The 15,515-nt window shown below is 70.3% G+C and carries 15 protein-coding genes, 1 pseudogene and 1 riboswitch; of the genes and pseudogenes, 6 read left to right on the top strand and 10 right to left on the bottom strand.

Features of this window, described 5'->3' with window-relative positions; genetic code table 11:
- Positions 1 to 42: 42 nt before the first annotated feature.
- From AB0N17_RS16960 to AB0N17_RS16950, 3 genes and pseudogenes are all read left to right on the top strand, one after another.
- A complete protein-coding gene (locus tag AB0N17_RS16960; protein ID WP_366012077.1) occupies positions 43 to 450 on the top strand; it encodes a VOC family protein in 408 nt (135 codons plus the stop codon).
- Between the two features lie 35 nt (positions 451 to 485).
- Positions 486 to 1,610: pseudogene (locus AB0N17_RS16955) on the top strand (Rossmann fold nucleotide-binding protein).
- A gap of 163 nt (positions 1,611 to 1,773) precedes the next feature.
- A complete protein-coding gene (locus tag AB0N17_RS16950; RefSeq protein ID WP_366012076.1) occupies positions 1,774 to 2,469 on the top strand; it encodes an LAETG motif-containing sortase-dependent surface protein in 696 nt (231 codons plus the stop codon).
- A gap of 187 nt (positions 2,470 to 2,656) precedes the next feature.
- Here the strand turns inward: AB0N17_RS16950 and AB0N17_RS16945 are convergent, their stop codons facing one another.
- The 6 genes from AB0N17_RS16945 to AB0N17_RS16920 form a co-directional block, all read right to left on the bottom strand.
- Positions 2,657 to 3,454, bottom strand: a complete 798-nt coding sequence (locus AB0N17_RS16945; RefSeq protein ID WP_366012075.1) for a maleylpyruvate isomerase family mycothiol-dependent enzyme — start codon at positions 3,452 to 3,454, stop codon at positions 2,657 to 2,659.
- Between the two features lie 24 nt (positions 3,455 to 3,478).
- A complete protein-coding gene (locus tag AB0N17_RS16940) occupies positions 3,479 to 4,498 on the bottom strand; it encodes an ABC transporter ATP-binding protein (RefSeq protein WP_366012074.1) in 1,020 nt (339 codons plus the stop codon).
- Complete coding sequence (locus AB0N17_RS16935; protein ID WP_366012124.1) at positions 4,498 to 6,099, bottom strand: iron ABC transporter permease; 1,602 nt, start codon at positions 6,097 to 6,099, stop codon at positions 4,498 to 4,500. Before AB0N17_RS16935 ends, AB0N17_RS16940 begins: the two co-directional genes overlap by 1 nt.
- Before the next feature lie 56 nt (positions 6,100 to 6,155).
- Entirely contained in the window at positions 6,156 to 7,229 is a 1,074-nt protein-coding gene (locus AB0N17_RS16930) for a thiamine ABC transporter substrate-binding protein (RefSeq protein WP_366012073.1), read from the bottom strand.
- An 83-nt stretch (positions 7,230 to 7,312) separates the two neighbouring features.
- Positions 7,313 to 7,421, bottom strand: a riboswitch (TPP riboswitch).
- Between the two features lie 23 nt (positions 7,422 to 7,444).
- Positions 7,445 to 8,551, bottom strand: a complete 1,107-nt coding sequence (rlmN, locus tag AB0N17_RS16925; RefSeq protein ID WP_366012072.1) for a 23S rRNA (adenine(2503)-C(2))-methyltransferase RlmN — start codon at positions 8,549 to 8,551, stop codon at positions 7,445 to 7,447.
- Positions 8,552 to 8,687: 136 nt separating this feature from the next.
- Positions 8,688 to 9,002 (bottom strand): hypothetical protein, encoded by a 315-nt coding sequence (locus tag AB0N17_RS16920; RefSeq protein WP_366012071.1) that lies wholly within the window; start codon positions 9,000 to 9,002, stop codon positions 8,688 to 8,690.
- Positions 9,003 to 9,221: 219 nt separating this feature from the next.
- Here AB0N17_RS16920 and AB0N17_RS16915 point away from each other — a divergent pair, with 219 nt between their 5' ends.
- Positions 9,222 to 9,746, top strand: coding sequence for a hypothetical protein (locus AB0N17_RS16915; protein ID WP_366012070.1), 525 nt, complete (start codon positions 9,222 to 9,224; stop codon positions 9,744 to 9,746).
- Between the two features lie 964 nt (positions 9,747 to 10,710).
- Here AB0N17_RS16915 and AB0N17_RS16910 read toward each other — a convergent pair.
- Positions 10,711 to 11,013, bottom strand: a complete 303-nt coding sequence (locus AB0N17_RS16910; protein ID WP_366012069.1) for a hypothetical protein — start codon at positions 11,011 to 11,013, stop codon at positions 10,711 to 10,713.
- Positions 11,014 to 11,166: 153 nt separating this feature from the next.
- Between AB0N17_RS16910 and AB0N17_RS16905 the strand changes: the two genes are divergently transcribed.
- Positions 11,167 to 11,691, top strand: a complete 525-nt coding sequence (locus AB0N17_RS16905; RefSeq protein WP_366012068.1) for a hypothetical protein — start codon at positions 11,167 to 11,169, stop codon at positions 11,689 to 11,691.
- Positions 11,692 to 11,812: 121 nt separating this feature from the next.
- Complete coding sequence (locus AB0N17_RS16900) at positions 11,813 to 12,463, top strand: YceI family protein (protein WP_366012067.1); 651 nt, start codon at positions 11,813 to 11,815, stop codon at positions 12,461 to 12,463.
- Between the two features lie 82 nt (positions 12,464 to 12,545).
- On the opposite strand, the gene AB0N17_RS16895 is transcribed toward AB0N17_RS16900, so the two are convergent.
- The 3 genes from AB0N17_RS16895 to pyrH all read right to left on the bottom strand — a co-directional run bounded on the left by AB0N17_RS16895 (position 12,546) and on the right by pyrH (position 15,390).
- Positions 12,546 to 13,898 carry a phosphatidate cytidylyltransferase gene (locus AB0N17_RS16895; RefSeq protein ID WP_366012066.1) on the bottom strand — a complete coding sequence of 451 codons (1,353 nt, stop codon included), beginning with the start codon at positions 13,896 to 13,898 and terminating at the stop codon, positions 12,546 to 12,548.
- Positions 13,898 to 14,455, bottom strand: a complete 558-nt coding sequence (gene frr, locus AB0N17_RS16890) for a ribosome recycling factor (RefSeq protein WP_039656445.1) — start codon at positions 14,453 to 14,455, stop codon at positions 13,898 to 13,900. The genes AB0N17_RS16895 and frr overlap by 1 nt, the downstream gene beginning before the upstream one ends.
- 176 nt (positions 14,456 to 14,631) lie before the next feature.
- On the bottom strand, positions 14,632 to 15,390 hold the full coding sequence (gene pyrH / locus AB0N17_RS16885; protein ID WP_366012065.1) for a UMP kinase: 759 nt from the start codon (positions 15,388 to 15,390) through the stop codon (positions 14,632 to 14,634).
- Positions 15,391 to 15,515 lie beyond the last annotated feature (125 nt).

The raw sequence follows: 15,515 nt of genomic DNA, 5'->3' as shown, positions 1-15,515 counted from the left end.
ACACGCCAACGCCGCACGATGCTCGACGGGAGCGAAAACCCCATGTACCAGCAGATGATCTTCGTGAACCTGCCCGTGAACGACCTCGACACCTCGAAGAAGTTCTTCACTGAGCTCGGCTACACGATCAACCCGCAGTTCAGCGACGAGAAGGCCGCCTCCGTGGTGATCAGCGACACCATCGTCGCGATGCTGCTCACCAAGCCCTTCTACGCGACCTTCACCAAGAAGCGGATCGCGGACGCGACGAGCACCAGCGAGGTGCTGATCGCACTGAGCGCCGAGAGCCGCGAGAAGGTGGACGAGCTGGTCGACAAGGCGATCGCGGCGGGCGGTTCGGCCAGCGGGGAGACCCAGGACCACGGCTTCATGTACGGCCGTTCCTTCGACGACCTCGACGGCCACACCTGGGAGGTCATCTGGATGGACCCGGCCGCGATCGAAAGCTGACCCTCCCGGCCGAACGGACGTGCCAGCATGGGCGGGTGCATCCGATACCCGCCCAGCCGCACCGTGCCGCCCACGACCGTGAGATCGAGTCACTCGCCGAGTTCGACGCGGTCGTCGCCGAGCACGGCTCGCTCGGCCGATTCCGCGTCCAGGCCGTCGATCTGACCGGCCGTACGAGTGCGCTGCTCCGCCTCGACGCCACCGACGCCGTCTTCCTCGGCTGCCCGATGACCCCCGAGGCCGCCGCCCATGTCCGCTCGGCCGGCGCCCTGGTGTTCCCACCGGTCCCCGGCCTCCCCTTCGACCCGTAACGGGGTTTCGTCTACACGCCCGACGAGCTGTTCGAGTCGCTGCGGGCGGACTACGGGGCGACGCCGGACGCGCGGGCCTACGCCTGGTTCCAGCGCACGAAGGCCGACGGTGACGTCTTCGCCTCGATGCTGCGCGCGATCCACGACGACGCGGTCTCCGACGCACTGGACGAACTCCTCGTCGACGCCCGCGTGGTGGGGGTCATGGGCGGTCACGCGATGTCCCGGGGCACCGCCGCCTACGCCGGTGCCGCCCGGCTCGGCCGCGAACTGGCCCGCGCCGGGTACACGGTCGCCACCGGTGGCGGTCCGGGCGCGATGGAGGCGGCGAACCTCGGCGCGTACGCGGCCCCGTTCGGGGACGGCATGCTGGAGGAGGCGCTGCGCATCCTCGCCAAGGCGCCCTCGTTCCGGCCGTCCGTGACGGACTGGGCGCGGGCCGCCTTCGAGGTCCGCGAACGCTGGCCCGGCGGCGGCGCGTCGGTGGGCATCCCGACCTGGTTCTACGGGCACGAGCCGCCGAACGCCTTCGCCGCGCACATCGCGAAGTACTTCGCCAACGCCACCCGCGAGGACGGCCTGTTGGCCCGCTCCACCGCCGGGGTGGTCTTCCTGCCGGGCGCCGCCGGCACCGTACAGGAGATCTTCGACAACGCGACGCCGAACTACTACGAGTCGCGCGGCGAGCCGGCCCCGATGGTCCTCGTGGACCGGGAGCACTGGACGCGTGAGCTGCCGGCCTGGCCCCTCTTGCAGTCGTTGGCGCGGGGGCGGGCGATGGAGTCCCGTATCGCCCTCGTTGACCGGATCGAGCAGGCGACGGAAGAGATCAAACGTCTCGGTGATTAATATGCGGGTAAAGTCAACGGCCGTGCATGGCATATGCGTTGACACTCCTTATGGAGCGCTTATAGACCTGTGAGCCTCCTGGGGGTGCTGGGGCCTCACCTCATCAAACGCCCCGAATCCCCCTTAAGCCCCCCGCAGTTATGCACTCTGTAAAGGACAAACGTTGTCCATAACTCGTCGTGGCGCACGCCGTTCCGTGCGCATCCTCGGTGTCGCCTCCGCCTCGGCCGCCGTCCTGCTGGGCCTGTCCGGCTCCGCGTTCGCGTGCCAGATCGGTGACTTCACGGCCGAGGCCGGCTGTGCCGGTGACCAGGGCCAGATCATCATCACCGACACCGACTCGTCCCGCACCACCGCTCACATCACCGTGTTCGAGACGAACGACGCCGTCGACACGAAGATCGCCGAGGCGAACGTCAAGGGTTCCGCCCAGGGCACGAAGACCCCCATTGACGTGGCCTGGAAGGCCGGCACCACCTACCGCGTCAACGTGAAGGTCAACAGCGGCAAGTTCAAGTTCGACCAGTTCATCAACCCGGACCTGGTCACCCCCGCCGAGGCCTGCAAGAAGAAGGAATCCCCGTCGCCGTCGGCCAGCGACTCGCCGTCCCCGGCTCCGTCCACCTCCGCCCCGGCCGAGTCGGCGACCCCGACCCCGTCGGCCTCCGAGTCCAGCTCCGCCCCGGCGGGCACCTCGGACAACGCGCCGTCCCCGGCGGCCGGTGACTCGAACCTCGCCGAGACCGGTGCCAGCTCCAACACCGGCCTGATCGCCGGCGTCGCGGCCGCCCTGGTCGCCGTCGGCGGTGGCGCGGTCTTCTTCGGCATGCGCCGCCGTGGGTCGCGCGACAACGGCTGACGACTCACCCACCGCACACCACCGCGGCCCGTCCTCCTATCCCCAGGGGACGGGCCGCGGTCGTGTCCCGGCCGGAGACCGCTTCCCTCGGCCGGAGGCCATGCGCCTCGGCCGGAGGCCATGCGTCTCAGCCGGAGGTCATGCGTCTCAGCCGGAGGTCATGCGCCTCGGCCGGAGGCCATGCGGCTCAGCCGAAGGTCGTGTGCGTCAGCCAGGCCTCCAGCACCTCGCGCTCGCCGAGGACCTCCAGGCCGGGGGTGTCCAGCGGAAGCCGGCGGTAGAAGGCGAGCAGGACGGGGGTGAGCGGTCCGCGCAGGGCGACCGTGGCCTTCTCGTGGCCGCGCCGCCAGCCGACGCCGTCCTCGCCCACCTCGACGAGCCACTCGGCGTTCAGCTCCGGGGCGGTGTCGGTGGCGTGCAGATGGATGCTGCGACGGGGGCCGCGCAGTTCCCGCGCCCACTCGCGGGCCCCGGAGCGCTGCACCCACTCCACGAGCTGCAGCCACTCGTCCAGCGCGTCGGCGGCGATGTCGGGCGCGACCTCGTAGGGCGCCCCGACGGTGAGCGCGGCGTCCGCGCGGTGAACGGTGATCTCGCAGGCCATCCGGCGGGCCCAGAACCCGCTCGTGGCCATGCCGGTCCAGGACCACACCTTGGCGTCCGGCCCGGCCTCGCGCAGCGCCGCGACGACCAGCTCGCCCGTCTCCGCCAGCCAGGCGTCCAGGGCCGCCGCGTCACCCTTGGCCTCGGAACCGCCGCCGAGCGGGACCTGCTCGGTCGGCAGCTGCTCCTGAGCCCGGGTGCGGACCAGTGCGGCCGCCCAGCGCAGGGCGCCGCCCATGTGCCGCACGAGCTGTTCCAGCGACCAGTCCGGGCAGGTGGGCACGGTGGCCGACAGATCGGCGCCGGAGGTCACCAGGGCCCTCAACTGACCGACCTGGTGGCCGATTTCGTCACAGTAGCGATCGTGTGCGAGGAGTGTCATGGGCTCACCCTAGAAGCAGGGTGATCAGTCGAGCACGACGATTTCCGGCGCGTCGAACTCCACGCCCACCCGGGCGCCGGCCTCCGGTGCGTCCCGGAGCGCGCAGGCCGCCTCCAGCCGCGGAGCGTCCTCGGGCTGCAGGTGAACGGCCACATGGGTGCCCTGGAAGGTGCGGGCGGTCACCGTGCAGGGCAGGCCCTCGCCGGCCGGGACGAGGCGGACGCCGGCGGGCCGGACCAGGAGCGTGCGCTCCCCCTGCGCGGAGCCGTCGGGCACCGGCAGCTTGCCCCAGGGACTGTCGGCGGCCGCCCCCACGACCGTCGCCGGAATCACGTTGGAGAACCCGAGGAAGCGGGCCACGAACGCGTCGGCGGGCCGCTGCCAGACCTCCAGGGGCGTACCGGACTGCGCGATCCGCCCGTCCCGCATCACCACCACCCGGTCGGCCAGCGCGAACGCCTCACCCTGGTCGTGCGTCACCGCGAGCACGGTCGTCCCCAACCGGCCGAACAATTCCCGCAGTTCGACCACGAGCCGCTCCCGGAGCGAGCGGTCGAGCTGGCCGAGCGGCTCGTCCAGCATCAGCAGCCGCGGCCGGGGCGCGAGCGCGCGGGCGAGGGCCACCCGCTGCTGCTCACCGCCGGACAGCCCGGCCACGGCCCGCCGGGCGGCCCCGGGCAGCCCGACCAGCTCCAGCAACTTCCCCACCGCCGCGTCCCGTTCCCCCTTGGCCACGCCGTGCATCCGCAGCCCGAAGGCCACGTTGGCGCCGACGTCCCGCTGCGGAAAGAGCTGGTGGTCCTGGAACATCAGGCCGACGCCCCGCCGGTGCGCGGGCACGCCGGACTGGTCGCGGTCGTCCAGCAGCACCCGCCCGGAGTCGAGGGGCTGCAGCCCGGCCACGGCCCGCAGCAGGGTCGACTTCCCGCTGCCGCTGGGCCCGAGGACGCACACCACCTGGTGCTCGGCGACATCGAGGTCGACGGCGTCAAGCACGGCCCGCCCGCCGAAGCGCACGGTCGCGGCCTTGAGCCCGAGCAGCATCAGAACTCCCCCGTCCGGTCGATGCGCAGCCGCTCCAGCAGCAGCAGCGCGGCGGCGCACACCACCATCAGAATGGTCGAAAGGGCCATCGCCTGGCCGTAGTTGAGGTCTCCGGGGCGGCTGAGCAGCCGGGCCACGGCGACCGGCAGCGTCGGGCTGTCGGGCCGGGCGATGAACACGGTCGCCCCGAACTCACCGAGCGACACGGCGAACGCGAACCCGGCCGCGACCAGCAGCGCCCGCCGCACCAGTGGCAGGTCCACCTCGCGCCACACCCGCCAGGGCGACGCCCCGAGCACGGCGGCGGCCTCACGCAGCCGTCCGTCGACCGCACGCAGCACCGGCAGCATCGTCCGTACGACGAAGGGTGCGCCGACCAGCGCCTGCGCGAGCGGCACCAGGAACCAGGACTGGCGCAGGTCCAGCGGCGGCTTGTCGAGCGCGATCAGGAAACCGAAGCCGACGGTCACGGCGGACACGCCGAGCGGCAGCATCAACAGCGCGTCGAAGCCCCGTACCAGCCGCCCGGCGTCCCGGCGGGCCAGCGCGGCGGCCGCGAGACCTCCGATCACGAGGGCGATCGCGGTGGCGGCGACGGCGTACTGCAGCGAGGTCCACACGGCGTGCACGGGCGGCACCAGGAACGTACCGCCGTCGGCGTCCGTCAGCGCCCGGTAGTAGCCGAGGCCGGGCGCGTCGAGGGAGCGCCGGACGAGCACGGCGAGCGGCAGGACGAGCAGCAGCGCGATGGTGACGAGCACCCCGGCGAACAGCGCCCACTGCCCGGCGCCGCGCGGCCGGCGCGCGGTCGACTCCGGGGCCACGAGCCGCAGGGCGCCCTCCCGCCGCCGTACCGTCCAGGCGTGCACGACGAGGATCGCGCCGACGGCGGCGAACTGGACGAGGGTGAGGACGGCGGCCGTCGACAGATCGAGAACCTCGGAGGTCTGCCGGTAGATCTCCACTTCGAGGGTGGAGAAGGTGGGACCGCCGAGGATCTGCACGATGCCGAAGGAGGTGAAGGTGAACAGGAACACCATCAGCGCGGCGGCGGCCACGGCGGGCGCGAGCGCGGGCAGGGTCACCTTCCGCCAGGCTCGCAGGGGCGAGGCGCCCAGCACCCGGGCGGCCTCCTCCTGACGGGGGTCGAGCTGGGCCCACAGCCCGCCGACGGTCCGCACGACGACCGCGTAGTTGAAGAAGACGTGGGCCGTCAGGATCGCCCACACGGTGGTGTCCAGCCGTACGCCCCACAGCCGGTCCAGCAGCCCGCCGTGCCCGACCAGCGCCAGGAAGGCGCTGCCCACGACGACGGTCGGCAGCACGAACGGCACGGTGACCACGGCCCGCAGCAGCTGCTTGCCCGGGAAGTCGAGGCGGGCGAACACGTAGGCGGCGGGCAGCGCGAGCACCAGGGTCAGCGCGGTGGAGGCGAGCGCCTGCCAGGTGGTGAACCACAGCACGTGCCGGATGTCCGGCTGCGTGACCACGTCCACGATCCGCCCGAACCGCCAGACGCCGTCGGCCTTCAGCCCGCGCGTGACGATCGCGGCGACCGGCCAGGCGAAGAACAGCGCGAAGAACGCGACGGGCAGGGCCATGAGCCCGAGCCGCGCCGCGTTCCCCGTGCGGCTGCCCTCGCGCGGGGCGCGAGGGGCTACTTCAGTACGAGCGAGGTCCACGACTTGACCCACTGGTCACGGTTGGCGGCGATCCTGCCGGGCGCCATGGTCTCGGGGTGCCGGGCGGCCGGACCGAACTCGGTGAACTCGGCGGGCACCGCGGCGCCCTGCACCACCGGGTAGACGTACATCTTCAGCGGCATGTCCTCCTGGAACTCCTTGGAGACCAGGAAGTCGACGAACGCCTCGGCGCCCTTGGGGTTCTTCGCGTGGGCGAGCACCCCGGCGAACTCGATCTGCCGGAAGCAGGTGCCGGTGGCGATGCCGGTCGGGGCGGTGGCGGGCCGCTTCTCGGCGTAGATCACCTCGGCGGGCGGCGAGGAGGCGTACGACACCACGAGCGGGCGGTCGCCGCCGGCCTTCTTGCCCCCGGTGGAGCCGGAGAACTCCTGGGAATAGGCCTGCTCCCAGCCGTCGACCACCTTGACGCCGTTGGCCTTGAGCTTCTTCCAGTAGTCCTGCCAGCCGTCGTTCCCGAACTGCGCGGCGCTGCCGAGCAGGAAGCCGAGGCCGGGCGAGGAGGTGGCCGCGTTCTCGGTGACGAGGAGGTTCTTGTACTGCGGCTTCACCAGGTCGGCGAAGGACTGCGGCGGGGTCAGCCGGTGCTTGCCGAACCAGGCCTTGTCGTAGTTGACGCAGATGTCGCCGTAGTCGACGGGCGTGACCCGGTGCTTGTCCTTGTCCAGCTGGTAGGGGGCGCCGACCTTGTCGAGGCCCTTGGCCGTGTACGGCTCGAACAGCCCGTTGTCGAGGGCGCGGGAGAGCAGGGTGTTGTCGACGCCGAAGAAGACGTCGCCCTGCGGGTTGTCCTTGGTCAGGATGGCCTTGTTGACGGCCTGGCCGGCATCGCCGTCGTTGAGGACCCGCACCTTGTACCCGGACCGCTTCTCGAAGTCCCGCAGCACGTTCTTGGAGACGGCCCACGAGTCGTGGCTGACCAGGGTCACGGTCCGGGAGTCCGCGGACGACGTGCCCTCGCCGGAACCGCACGCGGACAGGCCCATCAGGCCGAGCCCGACCGCCACGGCCACGAAGGTCTTGTTCTGCACTGGTTGTCCTCCTGGGGGTTGGCCAGGAAGAGACGCGGCCCTGCCCGGCCTTTCCGTACGGCAGGCCGGGCAGGGCGCAACAGCTTGAGTGATGACCGAACTTCCTACCCAGAATGACCTGGGCGAGGTTCAGAGGGTCTGCGGCCCTGTCCGCCGCACTCTCAGCGCTGTGGCGCTCCCCTGTCGGAATATGAAGATGTGTGGACCCGGCCAGATTACCGCTCGGTGGCGGCGAGCTGACCGCAGGCTCCGTCGATCTCCTGACCACGGGTGTCCCGGACGGTGACCGGCACTCCATGGGCCGCGATGGCCTCCACGAACGCCTTCTCGTCCTCGGGCCGCGAGGCGGTCCACTTCGAACCCGGCGTCGGGTTCAGCGGGATGAGATTGACGTGCACGGGCTTGCCCTTGAGCAGCCGCCCGAGCCGGTCGCCTCGCCACGCCTGGTCATTGATGTCGCGGATCAGCGCGTACTCGATCGACAGCCGCCGCCCGCTCTTCTCGACGTACTCGAACCCGGCGTCCAGCACCTCGCGCACCTTCCACCGCGTGTTCACGGGGACGAGGGTGTCGCGCAGCTCGTCGTCGGGGGCGTGCAGGGAGATCGCGAGCCGGCACTTGAAGCCCTCGTCGGCGAACCGGTGGATGGCCGGCACGAGCCCGACGGTGGACACGGTGATCCCGCGCTGCGACAGGCCCAGCCCGTCCGGCGTGGGATCGGTGAGCGCGCGGATCGCACCGACGACCCGCTTGTAGTTGGCGAGCGGCTCGCCCATCCCCATGAAGACGATGTTGGACAGCCGCGCGGGCCCGCCGGGCACCTCTCCGTCCCTGAGCGCCCGCATCCCGTCGACGATCTGGTGGACGATCTCGGCGGTGGACAGGTTCCGGTCCAGCCCGGCCTGCCCGGTGGCACAGAACGGGCAGTTCATGCCGCATCCGGCCTGTGAGCTGATGCACATGGTGACCCGGTCCGGGTACCGCATCAGCACGGACTCCACGAGGGTCCCGTCGAACAGCCGCCACAGCGTCTTGCGGGTGGTGCCCTGGTCGGTGGACAGATGCCGTACGACGGTCATCAGCTCCGGGAACAGCGCTTCCTGCAGCCTGCCGCGCGACCCGGCGGGGATGTCGGTCCACTCCTCCGGGTCGTGCGCGTACCGCGCGAAGTAGTGCTGCGAGAGCTGCTTGGCACGGAACGGCTTCTCCCCGGCCTCGGCGACGGCGTCCTTGCGCTCGGCGGGCGAGAGATCGGCGAGATGCCGCGGCGGCTTCTGAGCTCCGCGCGGGGCGACGAAAGTGAGTTCTCCGGGCTTAGGCATGGCGTTACCAGTGTCGCAGATCAAATTCGGTGACCTGCGGCTGCCGCATGCTACGACTGTCGTCAGTAGGCGTCACCGGTCACTGCTGAGCGGCCTCGGACGGCCCAGCGACGGCCCAGGCACGGCCCGACGACGATCACTCGTCGGCTGCCCGCCACTCGTCGAGGCGGACCCTGACCTGGTGATTGTCGGCGTGCCAGAAGACCTCACCACTGACGATGGCCCCGAGGGCCGGGAGGTCCATCCCCTGCGGCATGGACGTGATCTCGGCCAGCGCTATGGCGTTCGGCACGCCATCCATACGCAGGAAGACGCCGAAGGGCTGCCGACCGATGACTTCCCCGGTGATGTGGGTCCCCACGGGCAGTGCCGCGACGGTTGCCGGCCAGCTTTCCAGCACCGTGTCCGCAGCCGGCGCTTCGGGGCCCGTGGGCCACGCGTACTCATCCATCGCCGGATCATGACATCGCGAGCGATCAAGGGCTTAGTACTCCGGCTGTAGATCGTGATCTTCGTAGTACGCGGTCGTCCGGGCCGTCTCTCGTCCCGGGTTGGTCCGACTGGTCGGATCTGACGGTGGGTCGCGCCGGGACGTTCCGGGCGGCGGCACCGCCGAGGTTATGAATGCGGCACCTGACCATCCACGAGCATCAACCTCAGGAGCCACACGATGCGCCCCATCAGAGCAGCCTGTCTCGGCACGGCCACTGCCCTGGTCACCCTTCTCGCCTGCACCCCTGTCGCGTCCGCCGCGACGAACACCGACTCCGCCCACGCCAAGGGCGGAGACAAGGTCATCACACTCATCGGCCATCTCGCGCAGCAGTCGCGCTTCCCCGTCAACCCCGGCGGCCCCGCCGCCCAGGGCGATCGGACCGTGGTCCGCTCGATCCTCTTCGACGAGAACGACAAAATCCAGGTCGGCGAAACCGACGGCTTCTGCACCACCACCACGGTCGAAAATCGCGGAGCGGAGGAGTGCGTCGTGACCTACAAACTCCCGGGCGGCCAGCTCACCGCGCAGGGGATGGTCTTCCGCATTCTCAACGCGCAGGGCGGCGTCGCGGTCCCTCCCCCTTCGTTCGACAACGCGATCACCGGCGGCACCGGGGTGTTCGACCAGGCTCGTGGTCAGGTCCACGCCGACACGATCGGTACGGGCACCAGGCGCTTCACCATCGACCTCGACCGCTAACTGCCCCTGCTCCCGCCCGATGAGAAGGCTGGGCCGTCCACGGCACGAGCCGACTCGCATACTGTCTCCCGGTTCGGCTTGCCCCCGTCAACGGTCTCGATCCGACACACAGAGTCAGAGACCATTTTCAGGCCTTGAGCCTGCTTCACGATCTTTCCGGCAGCGGTCAGCGCTGCGTCGCTCAGAGACACAGCAGTCACCAACAAGTCCCCCGACTTGGACAGTGCCTCGTTGGCTTTGGCCGAGGCAACGCACGCCGGCGCAGTGGGTGGGCAGAAGGAGTGGGGTGGGCCGCCGACGCGGGTTCAGCTCTGGAAGACGCATGTCCGGCTGACGGTGCGGACGAACAGCCTGGGATGCAAGTCGCCATGATCAGCGCGACTGTGGCCAATCGACGCAAGGAAGCACTCCTGCAGGAAGTGTGAAGGTCGACTGAGCCTACGGTCGTGCATCCTTGGGAGGCAGGCGGTCGAGAAGATGCGTTCGAGCTGAGACGCTGGTACGAAACATCCCACCGTGCCTGACCGCCAGACCTGGATGGAAACCCGTATGGTCGGGGGCCCCGACCTGGGGTTTCGCTGGGGCGGCTGTCGCTCGCCTGTCATTGTCGGCCGCCGTTGGTCGGTCCCTGGGGGCCTCGGACGGCCCACAGGCGGCCCAGAGACGGCCCAGTGACCCACACCAGGCCCTTTATTCGCGCCGAACGCGCTGGTAGGGAGCTTATCGCTGCCCAACTACTGCCAGTTCTCCGGGCCTTAGGCATGGCGTTACCAGTGTCGCAGATCCAAAAGGGTGACCTGAGGGTGTCGCCGGCCACGGCTGTCGTCAGTGGGATGCGCCGGTCGTCCGTGGGACCTTGACCTGGTGGTTGTCGGCGTGCGAGAGGACCTCACCGCTGAGAATGGAGCGCATAGACCGCTGACCGCTGACCCGCGGTCGGTGGCACGTGGACCGCGCGGCCGGATCACTTCTTCCTGAGGTCGGTCTTCCGCTCGGTGGCCTCGCGGAACAGCGCGGCGAGTGTGCGCAGCTGCTGCCGGCGTGCTCGCTCGGTGTCGCGTCTCGCTTGTCGTGCGTCGGCGATGTGCATCAGTGTGCCGCCGACGCCGGCGGCGAACCACAGCGCGGCGTGGATGAAGGCGTGCTGGTAGGCGCGGTGTACGCCGATGACGCAGGCGCCGAGGAACATCACACGCTCGGACCATCGGCCTATCGCATCGGCGTTCCGCCGGAACCACCGTTCCCGCGTGGCGCTGTGGCCGCTCAACTTTCCCACCCCGTTCGCTGGTCCTCTGGCGGCCGGTGACGCCGGGCTCGCCCGGGCCGACCATCCGTAGCCGTGATCGGCGGGGCCGTGGTGGCAGAGAATATCCGAGGGCGGCGTAGCGACTCGCTGTCATGTGCGATGCGGGGAGGGGACATGAAGCGCGGCGTAGTGGTGCGGGGCCTGCGGTTCGGCCTGGCCGTCGGCGGGGTCTGCGCGCTGGGGTGGGGCGCCGTGTGGACGGCCGGCGTGGTGGTCGCGTCGGTGCTGGGGCACCGGCACGCCGTGCCCGCGGCTCTCGTTTCCGAAGCGGTCCTCGTGGGCGGCAGCCTGTTCGCGGGTGCGGTGGTGGGTCTCGGGCTCGGTGTGACGCTGGCGCTCGCGCCCGGCCGGCTGACCTCTCACGGGCCGCTCCGCCGACTTCTGGCGGGAGTCGTCGCCGGAACGCTTTTCCTCGGCGAGGTCGTCGTGGTCGGCGTGGAGGGCGGCATCCTGCCGGTGCTGCTGACGATGGCGGGTATGCCGGTGACGGGCGCGGTGGCGGCTGCGTGCAGCGGTGACATCGCAGGGCTGAGCCGCCGTCATGCCTGGTTGTGGCCGCGCACCCCTTTGTGGGCCGACGTTCGGGGACTCACCTGGCGCGGGAGGCTCCGGGCCGTGGTCCAGCTGCTGTGGAACTGACACCGCCCACGGGACGGCCGCCGCGCCGGCGTCCATGAGCTGTGAAGTTCTGCTGACGAACGGTCGGGTTTCCTGGTCGGGGCTTGTCCCGGGCTCCGGCTCTCGCGTAACCAGATGAGCCATGAACCTTTTCGGCCGCAACTCCTTCCACCGACGCACCCAGCCGTCCGCCGCCCCCGTGGCGACCGCCGCGCCGGCGGGCACCGGTACCGCCGTACTGCCCGATCCCGGCCTGGCGGGCCTCACCGGCGAGTGGCTGATCGATCCCGCGCACAGCAGGATCGGGTTCTCCGTGCGGCACGCGATGGTGACGACGGTGCGCGGCGCCTTCGCCGAGTACGAGAGCCGCCTCTACTTCGACGGCCGCGACCCGGTCCGCTCCCGGGCCGACATCGTCCTGTACACCGCCAGTGTCGACACCGGAGTGGAACAGCGGGACGCCCACGTGGTCGGCCGGCAGTTCCTCGATGCGGCGGCCTACCCGCGGATGACCTTCACGAGCACCTCCGTGGACCTCGCGGGCACCGACGTCTACCGCATGACCGGCGATCTCACCATCAAGAACACCACCCGCCCCGTCGACCTGGAACTCACCTACATCGGCCATGTGACCGACGCCTTCGGTGACGAGCGGGTCGGCTTCGACGGCACCACCACCATCAACCGGACCGACTGGGGGCTCACCTACGACGCCCGGCTGGCCCAGGGCGGGACCATGGTGAGCGAGAAGGTGCGCCTGCAGTTCGACATCGCCGCCATCCGCGTCACCTGAGGCCGCCCTCCCCCACCGGCAACGGCGACGGGCCCCCGTCCTGCACACAGGACGGGGGCCCGAAAGCCGTGCGACACGCGGGTCAGGCCGAGCCCACGAAGATCACCAGCAGCAGCCACACCACCGGCGCCGTGGGCAGCAGCGAGTCGAGCCGGTCCATGATGCCGCCGTGACCGGGGAGCAGGGTGCCCATGTCCTTGATGCCCAGGTCACGCTTGATCATGGACTCGCCCAGGTCCCCCAGCGTGGCGCTCGCCGCGACCGCGAGACCCAGCAGCAGGCCCTGCCACCAGGTGCCGCCGTCGATGAGGAACTGCATGCACAGCGCGCCCGCCACCATCGCGAACAGCACCGCGCCCAGCAGCCCCTCGCGGGTCTTGCCGGGGCTGATGCGCGGCGCGAGCTTGGTCTTGCCGAAGCGCCAGCCGACCGCGTAGGCACCGGTGTCGCTGACCACCGTCAGGAGCAGGAAGGTGAGGACACGCCAGGGGCCGTCGCCGGCCGTCAGCATCATCGCGACGAACGTGGCCAGGAAGGGCACGTAGAACGCCGCGAAGACGCCGGCCGTGACGTCCTTGAGGTAGCCCTCCGGTGGTTCCGTCATACGCCAGACCAGGACCGCGAGAGCCGTCAGCGCCATGGCGACCCACGCGCCCTCGGCACCGCGCACATAGCCGGCGACGACCATCGCCGCACCGCCGACCGCGAGCGGCACGAGCGGCGCCTTGATGTCCTTGCGCTCCTGCAGCCTGCTGGTCAGCTCCCAGAGGCCGACGACCACGGCGACCGCGACCACACCGACGAAGACGGCCTTGACGATGAACAGCGAGGCGACGATCACCACACCGAGCCCGACGCCGACTCCTATGGCCGCGCTCAGGTCACGGCCCGCGCTCTTCTTCTGCGGCGCTGGCGCCGGCTGCGGGGCGTCGGACATGGGCTCCGGATTCTGGGTCGGCTGCGGGATCTGCTGCTGCGTCGGCTGCGGGGCGGGCTGGGGGGTCGGCTGCTGCGGCTCGTACCGGGGCTGCTGCTCGTACGTGGCGTACGCGTGCTGCGGCTCGTACGCCGTCTCGTACCGCGATTCGTACCGCTGTTCGTGCGGTGACTCGTACCGCGGCTCGTCCCGGAACAAGGGGCCGCTCAGCTGAGTGGCCCCCCGGTCGTCGTCCCGGCCTCCGCCGTACGCGTCTGCACCGAACTCGTCTCCGCCGAACTCGTCTCCGCCGTACGCGTCCCGGCCGTACGCGTCAGCGCCGTACACGGGTCCGTCGGGCACGATGGGCATGGGGCGAGTCTGCTGCGCCTGAGGCGCATCGTACGCGGGACCCGCCGGAACGGCCCCCTGGGCAGGCTGGACAGGACCGCCCTCACCAGGCGCCCAGTGACCGGCCTGCCCCGCCGGTGGCGGCGCGCCCCAGGAAGAGTCGCTCATCAGACTTCGAGCAGCTCGGCTTCCTTGTGCTTCAGGAGCTCGTCGACCTGGGCGACGTACTTCGCCGTCAGGTCGTCCAGCTCCTTCTCCGCACGGCGGCCCTCGTCCTCGCCGACCTCGCCGTCCTTGATCAGCTTGTCGATGGCGTCCTTGGCCTTGCGGCGCACGGAGCGGATGGAGACCTTCGCGTCCTCACCCTTGCCCTTGGCGACCTTGATGTACTCGCGGCGGCGCTCCTCGGTGAGCTCGGGGAACACCACACGGATGATGTTGCCGTCGTTGCTGGGGTTGACGCCCAGGTCGGAGTCGCGGATGGCCTGCTCGATGTTGCGCAGCGCGCTCTTGTCGAACGGCGTCACGACCGCCATGCGCGGTTCCGGCACGGAGAACGAGGCCAGCTGGTTGATCGGCGTCGGGGCGCCGTAATAGTCGGCCACGATCTTGTTGAACATCGCCGGGTGCGCACGGCCGGTGCGGATCGCGGCGAAGTCCTCCTTGGCGACCACGACGGCCTTCTCCATCTTCTCCTCGGCCTCGAGGAGGGTCTCTTCGATCACCACTTGCTCCTGCGTGTCTTGAGTGAGGCCCGGCTGCGGTTCCTGAAGTCGGAGCGGCGGCCGGCTGCGTCGCGTCTTCTTCCTGCACGGTTCCCGACCGGCAGGACATTGTCCATCCCCCGGCCCTGGTCCGGCCCCGTTACAGGCCCGGGACCACCGGCCGGGTTGATGCCGGGTCAGCCGCGGCCGACCTGGTCACCCACCAGCGTGCCGATCTTCTCACCCTTGACGGCCCGAGCGATATTGCCCTCGGCGAGCAGCTCGAAGACCAGGATCGGAAGCTTGTTGTCGCGGCACAGCGTGATCGCGGTGGCGTCGGCGACCTTGAGGTCCCGGGTGATGACCTCGCCGTAGCCGAGCGCGTCGAACTTGACGGCGTCCGGGTTGGTCTTGGGGTCGGAGTCGTAGACCCCGTCCACGCCGTTCTTGCCCATGAGCAGCGCCTCGGCGTCGATCTCCAGGGCGCGCTGGGCGGCGGTGGTGTCGGTGGAGAAGTACGGCATGCCCATACCGGCGCCGAAGATGACCACGCGGCCCTTCTCCAGGTGGCGCACGGCGCGCAGCGGGATGTAGGGCTCGGCGACCTGGCCCATGGTGATCGCGGTCTGCACCCGCGAGTCGATGCCCTCCTTCTCCAGGAAGTCCTGGAGGGCGAGGCAGTTCATCACGGTGCCGAGCATGCCCATGTAGTCGGAGCGGGCGCGGTCCATGCCGCGCTGCTGGAGCTCGGCGCCGCGGAAGAAGTTGCCGCCGCCGATGACGACCGCGACCTGCGCGCCGTCCCGGACGACGGCCGCGATCTCGCGGGCGATCTTGTGCACCACGTCCGGGTCCACGCCCAGGCCCCCACCACCGGAGAACGCCTCTCCGGACAGCTTCAGCAGAAACCGGCCGCGTACTTTGCCGTCGTCGCTCTTCTGGGCCTTGGTGGTCATGGGAGATCCCGCCTCTTTCACGTGTTGCACATACGAAGAAGGCCATTGCCGGTGGGGTCGCTTTTCGCTCCCGTTCGCGGCAATGGCCTCCTCGTCAGATCTGCTGCCGTCCGCCACGCGCCAGG

The sequence above is a fragment of the Streptomyces sp. NPDC051133 genome (assembly GCF_040682635.1).
Lineage (GTDB): Bacteria > Actinomycetota > Actinomycetes > Streptomycetales > Streptomycetaceae > Streptomyces.
This window is presented reverse-complemented; position numbering and strand designations above follow the sequence as displayed.